The sequence below is a fragment of the Candidatus Palauibacter australiensis genome, from assembly GCA_026705295.1.
Taxonomy (GTDB): domain Bacteria; phylum Gemmatimonadota; class Gemmatimonadetes; order Palauibacterales; family Palauibacteraceae; genus Palauibacter; species Palauibacter australiensis.
Genome location: JAPPBA010000030.1, coordinates 1 through 9,645, shown reverse-complemented (window position 1 = coordinate 9,645; position 9,645 = coordinate 1). Strand labels below are relative to the sequence as shown.

Annotated in this window: 5 protein-coding genes; 2 read left to right on the top strand and 3 right to left on the bottom strand. The window is 69.7% G+C overall.

The features are described 5' to 3' along the window. Together OXN85_02095 and OXN85_02090 are read left to right on the top strand one after the other, a co-directional pair. Positions 1-852, top strand: an 852-nt coding sequence (locus OXN85_02095; GenBank protein ID MCY3598750.1) for a hypothetical protein, incomplete at its 5' end; no start/stop codon positions are given. Between the two features lie 20 nt (positions 853-872). After that, on the top strand, positions 873-4,076 hold the full coding sequence (locus tag OXN85_02090) for an efflux RND transporter permease subunit (GenBank protein MCY3598749.1): 3,204 nt from the start codon (positions 873-875) through the stop codon (positions 4,074-4,076). A 6-nt stretch (positions 4,077-4,082) separates the two neighbouring features. Here OXN85_02090 and OXN85_02085 read toward each other — a convergent pair whose 3' ends face one another. Genes OXN85_02085 through OXN85_02075 form a run of 3 tightly spaced genes read right to left on the bottom strand, consistent with a single transcriptional unit; the run spans position 4,083 to position 9,470 of the window. Then, on the bottom strand, positions 4,083-7,037 hold the full coding sequence (locus tag OXN85_02085; GenBank protein MCY3598748.1) for an ATP-binding cassette domain-containing protein: 2,955 nt from the start codon (positions 7,035-7,037) through the stop codon (positions 4,083-4,085). After that, positions 7,034-9,262: a cysteine peptidase family C39 domain-containing protein gene (locus OXN85_02080; GenBank protein ID MCY3598747.1), complete on the bottom strand. Its 2,229-nt coding sequence runs from the start codon at positions 9,260-9,262 to the stop codon at positions 7,034-7,036. The genes OXN85_02085 and OXN85_02080 overlap by 4 nt, the downstream gene beginning before the upstream one ends. Before the next feature lies 1 nt (position 9,263). Further along, positions 9,264-9,470 carry a hypothetical protein gene (locus OXN85_02075; GenBank protein MCY3598746.1) on the bottom strand — a complete coding sequence of 69 codons (207 nt, stop codon included), beginning with the start codon at positions 9,468-9,470 and terminating at the stop codon, positions 9,264-9,266. Between the last annotated feature and the right edge of the window lie 175 nt (positions 9,471-9,645).

Here is a 9,645-nt window from a genome sequence, read left to right as displayed (position 1 = left end):
CTCGACACGCTGCGCGAGCGGGAATTCACGGACCTGGAACTGCCGGAGGGATTCCTGTCGGATTCGGAATCGGAGGCGATTGCCCGGTGCGGGCTGGCGCGCCTGTACTGGACGCACGAGCTGAGCCTCTCCGAGATGAGGGCTCAGCTCGACGACATCCCCGTTCAGGACGCCGGCGAGGCGGTGGAGGCGGCGCTGGAGTGGTCGAACGGCAAGGTCTTCCAGATCGCCGTGCACACGATGCGGGGCAGCCTGTCCGTGAGCGAGGCGACGACGGCGCTATCGCGCGTCGCCGAGGCCTCCATCGTCACCGTCCTGTCCGCCGTCGAGGAGGACTTCGCCGACCGCGGCGTGCCGGAGGCCAGCGGCGGCGTGGCGGTCGCAGTCCTGGGACCTCTGGTAAACGGTGAGGCGCTGCCGGGGACGGAGCTCGACGTCCGGTTCGTGTACGACGGCGAACCGGCCAGGTACTACGAAGCGCTGTGCCGCCGCTTCCGCAAGGCGCTGCGCGCCCTGTCGCGCAACAACCTGCTCCTGGCGCCGGTCCCCCGCGGCGGGATGGGCGACCTCCATTCTCTCGCCGAGTTCGAGGAACAGCTCCGGAATCCCGGTTCGGGTCGCGAGCTTGCGGCGCGCGCGGGCGCGCGTTGCGTGTTCGTGTCGGGCGATGACGAAATCGAGGAACGGTTCGCGCAGGTGCTGGGGGACGCTCCGGGACGGAGTGCGGCCCGCGAGACGCTGATGGCCGAGCTGCGCGAAGCCACCGCGAGCGAAGTCGAACCCGTGGCCGGGGCCGCCGTGGACATCGTCGCGCTCGCAGATGAACGGCGCCGCCCCGCCGACCTCCAGTAGAGGTCCCGACCCGCAGCCCGGTGGCACATCCCCGCGTCAGCGCCGAGAGCCGCGGCCCGATCGCCTACATGGCGAAGAACGGCACCGCGGTCAACGTCGTCATGTTCGTCCTCCTGGTCGGCGGCCTCCACGCGGCGTTCGGTCTCGTGCAGGAAGTGATCCCCGACGTCTCCCTGGACCGCGTCCAGGTCCTCGTCCCCTACCCGGGCGCCTCTCCGGAGGAGGTCGAGGAGTCGATCGTTCGCAGGATCGAAGAACAGATTCGCGGCGTGGAGGGCCTCGACCGCGTGACCGCCATCGCTTCGGAAGGGCTCGCGTCGGTCATCGCCGAGTTCAAGGCCGGGACGGACATCAACCGCGCGCTCAACGAGGTCAAGGCGGAGGTGGACCGCATCCCCACGTTCCCGGCGGACGCGGAGCGGCCGGAAGTGCGCGAGATCACCAGCCGGCAGCGCTTCATGCGCCTCCTCGTCCACGGCGACGTGCCGGAGCGGACGCTCAAGGAGCTTGCGTACGGGATCGAAGAGGGAATCTCGGCGCTGCCCCAGGTGTCCCTCGCCACGACAAGCGGGACACGCCCGTACGAGATATCAGTCGAGATTCCCCAGCGGAGGCTTCGCGCGCTGGGCCTTACCCTGGAGGATGTCGCGCTGGCGGTGCGGCAGGGTTCGCTGGAACTCTCGGCGGGCAAGGTGTCCGCGGGCGAGGACGAGATCCTCGTGCGCACGCTGGGGCGGAATTACGTACAGGCGGACTTCGAGGACATCGTCATCCTCACTCGTCCGGATGGAACGTCGGTCCGCGTGGGCGATGTCGCCACCGTCCGCGACGGCTTCGCGGACACCGAGCTGCGCGTGCGCTACGACGGCCGGCCGGCGGCCCGCGTGGATGTGTACCGCACCTCCGACGAACAACTGCTGGGCATCAGCGCCGCGGTGCAGGAGTACCTGGCGACCGAAGTCCTGCCGGGCCTGCCGGCGGGCGTGGACGTCGCGGTCTGGAGCGACGACTCCGCCCTGGTGGGCGGCCGGCTCGGCCTCATGGTGAAGAACGGATTGCTCGGCCTGGTACTCGTCTTCATCGCCCTCGCGCTGTTCCTGGAGATCCGGCTCGCGCTATGGGTGGCGGTGGGCCTGGCCGTCTCGTTCACGGGGACGTTCCTCGTGATGGATTTCCTGGGCCTGTCCATCAACATGTTCTCGCTGATGGGCCTCATCCTCGCTCTCGGGATCGTCGTCGACGATGCGATCGTGGTGGGAGAGAGCGTCTATTCGGAGCGGGAGAAGGGCGCCGGAGGGCTGGCGGCGGCGATCCGCGGCACGAAGCGCGTCAGCGGTCCCGTCATCTTCTCCGTCCTGACGACGATCGTCGCCTTCTCGACGCTCATGACCGTGCCGGGCCCTCAGGGCAAGCTGGCGCGGGGCATCCCCATCGTCGTCATCTCCGTCCTGATCGTTTCGCTCCTCGAATCGCTGCTGATCCTGCCGAATCACCTGTCGCACCTCCCCGCGCCCGGCCGGCGTCCAGGCCATCGGGCCGCCGAACTCCTGCGCCGGATCCGGGAGCGCGTGGACATCCTCGTCAGGCGTTTCGTCGACGGACCGCTCGACCGCGGGCTGCGCCTGGCCACCGGACAGCCGCTCGTCGTGCTCGCCTCGGCGATGGGGTTGCTCGTGCTCTCGTCCGCTCTCGTGCTCTCGGGGATCGTTCCGAGCCGGTTCATCATCCCGCTGGAGGGCGACATCGTCTCCGCCAGTCTGCGGCTGCCCACCGGCACGCCGGGCGACCAGACGAGCGCGGTGGCCGACCGCGTGGAGGCGGCCGGACACCGCGCCGTGGCGCGCATCGCGGCGGAGCGGGGCACGGAGGCCGATGCTCTGCCGCTCGAGGTCGGCGTGGCGGTCACGCTGGGGCAGCCGGCCGAACTCTTCGATCCCCTGGCCGGCGACGCGTTCCAGTCCGCTCGCGGCCACCTGGCCACCGTTCAGTTCAAGCTCATCGACTGGGAGCGCCACGGCGTCCCGGCGTCCGCGCTCGAGCGGGTGTGGCGGGAGGAAGTCGGCGTCGTCCCGGAGGCGACGGCGCTCTCGATCACATCCAGCATCGTCGGCGGCGACCTCCCCGCTCACTACGACCTCTCTCATCCCGACCCGGTCCGCCTGCGGTCGATCGCCGACGACGTCGTCGCGGAACTCGGCGGCATCGAGGGCGTCTTCGATGTTCGGACCAACCTGGACGAAGGGTTCGGTGAACTGCAGCTCGAACTCGACCCGTCCGCCCGAACGCTCGACCTGAACGTGGATGAATTCGCCCGACAGGTGAGATCCGCCTTCTTCGGGGTCGAGGCGCTCCGGGTACCGCGGGGTCGCGAGGACGTGCGGGTCTACGTGCGGCTGCCCGAAGAAGAGCGGAACTCCGCGGTCGACATCGAACGATACATGGTGCGGACGCCGGGCGGAGGCGAGGTGGCGCTGGGCCAGATCTCCTCGGCGCGTCTCGCCCGGTCCACATCCGCCATCCATCGGATCGACGGGCGGCGGGCCGTGACGGTCACGGCCGACGTGGATGCGGTGAACGCGACGGGCCGGCAGGTGGACGACCGCCTGGAGGGCGGGTTGTTCGCGTCCCTCGAAGCCCGGGATCCCGGCTTCAACTTCGCGTTCGGCGGCCAGCGCCGGCAGCAGGACAACGTCAACGCCGCCCTGGCCCGGTCGGGATTCCTGGCACTGCTCATCATGTATGCGCTGATGGCGATCCCGTTCGGCTCCTGGCTTCAGCCGCTCATCGTCCTCGCCGCCATACCCCTGGGGGCGGTCGGCGCACTGCTGGGACACATGCTGCTGGGCCTCGATCTCAGCATCTGGTCGCAACAGGGGCTGATCGGCGTGGGCGGCGTCGTCATCAACGACTCGCTCGTGATGGTCAAGTTCATGAACGACTTCCGGGACTCCGGCATGAAGCCGCGGGAGGCCATCATCGCCGGATCCAAGGTCCGCTTCCGGGCCATCCTCCTGACGTCGATTACCACATTCCTCGGCGTGGCCCCGCTCGTGTTCGAGACGAGCACCCACGCCCGGCATCTTGTCCCGCTGGCGACATCGGTCGGATTCGGGGTCCTCGTCGCCACCTTCCTTCTCATGCTCGTCGTGCCGGCGCTTGCCGCGGTACAGCACGATGCCGGAGAGCGGTTCCGCCGCGCGCGGGCGCGAAGAGCGCGAAGATAAGGCCGGTCAGGCGACCTGTCGGCGCACCAGGTCTCGGAAGACGCCCGGGGTCTCGGCCAACTCCGCGAAGGAGCCTTCCTGGGCGATCCTTCCCTTGTCGAGCACGTATATGCGGTCGGCCTGGCGCAGAGTGGAAACGCGGTGCGCGACCACGATCCGAGTCGAGGTGAGGCCTGCCAGATTGGCCAGGACCCTGGCCTGCGTTTCGTTGTCCAGCCAGTTGGTGGCTTCGTCGAGCATCAGGATGCGGGGATTGCGGATCAGCGCGTGGGCGAGCCGGATCCGCTGGCTCTCCCCTCCCGACGTCACGGCGGCGCCCGCGCCCACCTGGGTCAGCATGCCCATCGGCATCGTCGCGATCTCGCGATCGATGGCGGCGAGCCGAGCCGCCTGCCAGGCCTCCTCGGCGGTCGCGCCCTCGTGGTCGCCGACGATGTTGTCCCACAGATCCTGGGGGTGAAGTCGCACCCCCTGCGGCACGACGCCGATCTGCCGGCGCACTTCCTTGAGATCGAGTTGTTGAAGGTCCCGGCCGTCGTAGTAGACTGACCCGCTGGAAGGCTCTTCCAGCCCGAGCGCGAGCCGCAGCAGCGTGCTCTTCCCGGCCCCGGACGCGCCGGCGATGGCGACGAACTCACCCGTACGCGCCGTGATCGATACTTCGTCGAGGATCAGCGGTCCGTCCGCTTCGCGGCGGAAGGAGACTCGGTCGAACACGACCTCGCCACCCAGGTGCTCCGGGAACTCCCCTTCCGCTCTCGTCTCCGGGGTCTCGGCCAGCAGCGGTCGCATCTGATTCCATGCGGGCACGACGGCGGCGAGCACGCCGAACGACTCGCCCAGGCGGATGACCGCCCGCTGATAGAGTAGAAACAGAACGAAGACGGCGATGAATTCGCCGGCCCCGATGGAGTCCGGGCCGGATAGCGTCACGAACAGGATCACCAGCGCGGCGGCCAGCAAGGGCAGAGCGGCGCCGAAGGCCCGCAGGTGCGTCTCCAGCGCGCCGAGTTCCAGTTCCGCACGCTTCTGCTCGCGGTATTCCCGCGCCCACGCCGCAAAGCCTGAGCCTTCCGCGCCGTCCACGCGCAGTTGGGGGATGCCGTTGATGAGTTGGAACAGTCGGCTCGACAGACGCCGAACGGCCCTCAGCCTGCGGCTGTGCGAGGGGATCTGCCGCATTCCGAGCGCCACGGTCGCGAACAGCGACAGCAGGCCGAAGGCGGCCGTCAGCCCTCCGAGCCGGGCATCGCGGAAGGCGATGAGCAGCAACGCGGGAGACAGGAACAGGATGGACAGCACGCCGTTTCCGATCACGCCCTGCACGGCGTCGCGCGCGTTCTGGAACGTCATGCCCCGCATGGCGAGGTCGCTGGCCGGATACCGCTGCAGGACGCTGGACGGCAACTGGAGCAGACGGTCCCAGAACGCGGCCTCCAGTCGCGAGGCGGCCCGACCCTCGAGCCGCATCAGGGTCATGCCCTGGAGGACATGGAGCAGGGCGCGGACGAGACCGAACGCCACCAGGGCCGCGCTGATCCCGTACAGGAGCCCGGCATCCCCGGCCGGGATCACCTCGTCCGCGACCAGGCCCATGGCCACGGCCGGCAGCAACATCATGGACCCGCCCAGCAGTCCCGCCGCCACGAAGCGGGCCAGGTCGGCGCCCATCCCCTTTCGCGCCACCTTCCACAGGTCGCGCCACCCGGCGGCCCCGGGCTCCAGCGAGGGATAGAAGACCCAGGCGTCCGGACGCAGTGACGCGGCGCTGGCGGCCGTGACCCGCCGCTTGCCCCCGGAGAGGGGATCGAATTCCCTGTAGTTCCCGAACCCTCCGGGCAACAGCGCCACGGGCCTCCCGTCCTCGGCCCGGAACGCCAGCATGGCGCCGCTGTCGCCGACCCACCAACGATCTTCCGCGGCGAGCCGCACCTTTCGGCCCCGCACGCCGGACGCGTTGAGAATCCTGACGAGCCTGTCGTCGGGGGTGGAGCCTTCCTCTTCGAGCGGAGGCCCTTCCTCGCCGAGCGGATCGGGTAGGCGCCGGAAGGCGATGCCCGCATGCCGGCCGATCGCTTTCAGGACCTCGTGCAGCCCCGAATCCTCCACCTCTTCGGTCTCCTCACTCGGGTGACCGTACAGGTCGAAGAGGCGGCGCCGGGCGTGCTCCTCATCGCTGCGGCGGCTGAGCACCCGCGCCCGCGCCAGGTTCGCCTGATCGACGACGGCCAGTTGGCGGTTCAGCCGCTCGAGCGAAAACGCGACCCGGTTGAAGGCGTCCAGGGCGGGCAGCAGCCGCTGGTGCTCGGCGAGTTCCCCGGAGGTTGCCGTGGAGACCCGGACGTCGTGCGTCAGCGTGAGCCAGGTGGCGGGCGTAAGCGGCAGCGCGCGCCCGGCGCCATCGGGTGCCGTCTCGCTCTCGGCGGGGTCGACCAGGCCCATGAACAGACCGGCCGCGGGCGGCAGCCCGGTGACCCAGACGACGCCCCGGCGCGCGCCGAGCGTGCCGCTTCGCGTCTGCGGCGCTTCGCCGGACTCGACGAAGGCATCCATCCGCGGCAGGTGCGTGACGTCGCGGGCCAGCATCGCCGAGATGTCCAGGAGCCACGCGTCCACCTGTTCGGCCAGTTCCGCACGGCGAATCGCGACGAGCCCGGAGGCGGGAAGACGCCGCAGCACGGTGCCGGGCAGCCCCTTGGCGATGAGCCCCAGCGAAGTCACATCGTCCTGTGGGGCCACGCCGGGCAGCAGGCGACCGGCGCCGGCTCGCAGCACATGCTGCGGCGCGGACTGGTCGACTCCCTCCTGGCGTTCGATCAGGAAGAGGTCGACCGTTCCCGACTCGATGAACCAGGCGAAGTCGGGATCGCCGAGGTCGACGGGCAGATTGCTCGCGCAGGGCACCGCCGTGCCCGATTCGGCCGCGATCCGCGCGAGCGTTCGGTCATCCGGCCCGGTCATCCGGCCAGCTCCGTCCGCACGAGGCGGTGGTACACGCCGCTCGTGTCGGCCATCAGCTCATCGTGGGTCCCGCGCTGCACGGCCACGCCTTCGTCGATCACGATGATCTGGTCGCAGTCGCGAACGGTGCTCAGCCGGTGCGCGACGATCAGGCAGCTGACGCCCCGGCGGCGCAGCGCATCGTCGACGTGCGCCTCCGTCGCGGCGTCGAGGGCGCTCGTCGCCTCGTCGAGAATCAGCACCGTCGGGTTCCCGACCAGCGCGCGTGCGATTTCCAGGCGCTGCCGCTGTCCACCGCTGAAATTGACTCCGTCTTCGTCCACCGGAGTCGCATAGCCGCGGGGCCGGCTGAGAATGTCATCGTGGATCGCGGCGTCCCGGGCAGCGGCGACGACGTCATCGTCGAGCACCGCGGGGTTCCACAGCGTGAGGTTGTCGCGCACGGTGGCGGAGAAGAGGACGATTCGCTGGTCCACCATCGAGAGGGAGCGCGACAGCACTTCGTCGGGGATCTCGTCGCGCGGCCGGCCATCGAACAGGATCTCCCCCGACCACGGGTGCAGGATGCCCGCGACGAGGTGGGACAGTGTCGACTTCCCGGACCCGCTGGGGCCGACCACCGCGACGCGTTGCCCCGGCTTGAAGACGAGACTGAAGTCATTGATCAACGGGGGCCGGTTCCGGTTGTAGCCGAAGGTCACTCCACGCAACTCCACATGCCCCGCCAGCCGGAGATGCCCGTGGAGGGTGGCGATCGACTGCGGCGCTTCCGCCCGGCGCGCCAGGCCCGGGTCCACCGGCGTTTCCGTGATGTCGTCCAGGCGTTGCATGTCGGTCAGAAGCGTCTGGCGTTCGTGGGCGAATTCGACGAAACGCCCGATCGGTTCCAGGAACATCGTCGCCACGAGGTAGAACGCGAGCAGCGCGCCCAGCGTCAACTCGCCGGACATGACCTTCGTCGCCCCGAGGCCCAGCACCGCGGCGCTCCCCAGTATCGTGAACAGGTCGGGCGCGGCGGCCATGAGGTTGCTCAGTTCGGAGAATCGCTGGCGCACCTGCAGTTCGCGCGCCTGGTGGCCGCTCCAGCGGGCGAACATGCGGTCTTCGGCCGCCGTCATGCGAAGGGTGTCGGCCTGATTCAACATGATCGTGCCGATACCCATCAGCAGACCCTGCTCGCGGCGCAGGGCGGCGGCCTCGTCGGACCGGGCCCGCGCGATCGGGCGCAGGAGCAGCGCGTTCAGGAGCGCCAGGGCCAGCACGGCGAGCGCCAGCGGCACGTCGTACCACAGCATGACCGCCAGGAATACGACGCTCATGGCGACGTCGACCAGCAGGCCGAGGAAGCGTTCCGACAGGCCTTGCGCAACCCTGTCGATGGAGAGGATGCGTGCGGTCAGGTCTCCGACGAGCCGGTGGCTGAAGTAGTCGACCGGGAGACGCAACAGCCGCGAGACGGCGCGGTTTCCGGCAGTGATCGAGACGCGAATCGCCAGACGCCACAGAAATCGCTGCTTGAGCCGGGCGACGCCGTACACCAGGAGCGCGGCTCCGGCCAGTGCCCCCGCCACGACGAGTCCCCACGGCTCGCCGTCGCCGACCACGCGGTCGACGAACAGGCTGGCCGCGAACGGCGCCGCCAGGGCCAGCACGGCCAGCATCAGCCCGCAGACGATGGCGCCCGCCAGCCCGCTCCCAGCCCCGCTCAGCCAGAGCGGGAGGCGCCGCACCAGACCGGACGGCGCGCCTCCGGGCTCGAACGCCGGACCGGGACGGAATTGCAGCGTCACTCCCGTGAATCCCGCATCGAACTCCTGCGGGGAGAGCTTGCGGTGGCCCGCGGCCGGGTCGTTCACGTAGAACCACTTGCGGTCGAACCCTTCCAGGACCAGGAAGTGGTTGAATTCCCAGAAGAGAATCATGGGCATCGGCATCCGCTTCAGCCGATCCACCTGCACGCTCCAACCCGAGCCCTCGAGGCCGTAGCGCTCGGCGGCCCGCTTCAGCCCGGCGGCGGTGGACCCGTCCCGCCCCACCTCGCATGTGCCGCGCAGTTCCGTCAGCGGAACCCACCGTCCGAAATGGGCCAGCACGCTGCCGAGGCAGGCTGCGCCGCACTCGGTCGCGTGGGTCTGCAGGAAGAGGGGCGTGCGGACCCGTCGTCTTCGCTCACCGCGGGGGTCCTTGCTGCCTCGCGATGCCCCGCGCAAGCCGCGCGGCGTCATGTCAGGCCGAGTCCAGGCCGAGGAGCAGGGCGAGCGAGTGTCGTCCGAGCGCGCCGAACAGAGCCCAGGCGCCGATGCCGGCGAGCATCAGTGCGACCGCGGCCAGAACGATGCGTTCGTGGGGGGCTGTGACCCGGAGCAGACGGTCAAGCTGCTGGCGGCTCGCGCTCGCGGCAATCGCTCGCTCGCGAAACGGGTTGTTGAACATGAATCGCGGCCCTTCCTGTCGATTTGCGGCGGACGCATGGTTCGGTCCGCCGAATGCCCGTGCGGACCGGCTGACTTCGGGCTACCCCAAAATTGGGGTTCGGGCTACCCCAAATCGGGGCATGCTCACGGGTGGCTGGAACTGGAGCGCCTCGACGGCGGCGAGCCGGCGACGC

Excerpts from the sequence above, each read along its gene's own strand:
- OXN85_02085 (MCY3598748.1), bottom strand. The coding sequence starts at position 7,037 with ATGACCGGGCCGGATGACCGAACGCTCGCGCGGATCGCGGCCGAATCG.
- OXN85_02080 (MCY3598747.1), bottom strand. The coding sequence starts at position 9,262 with ATGACGCCGCGCGGCTTGCGCGGGGCATCGCGAGGCAGCAAGGACCCC.
- OXN85_02075 (MCY3598746.1), bottom strand. The coding sequence starts at position 9,470 with ATGTTCAACAACCCGTTTCGCGAGCGAGCGATTGCCGCGAGCGCGAGC.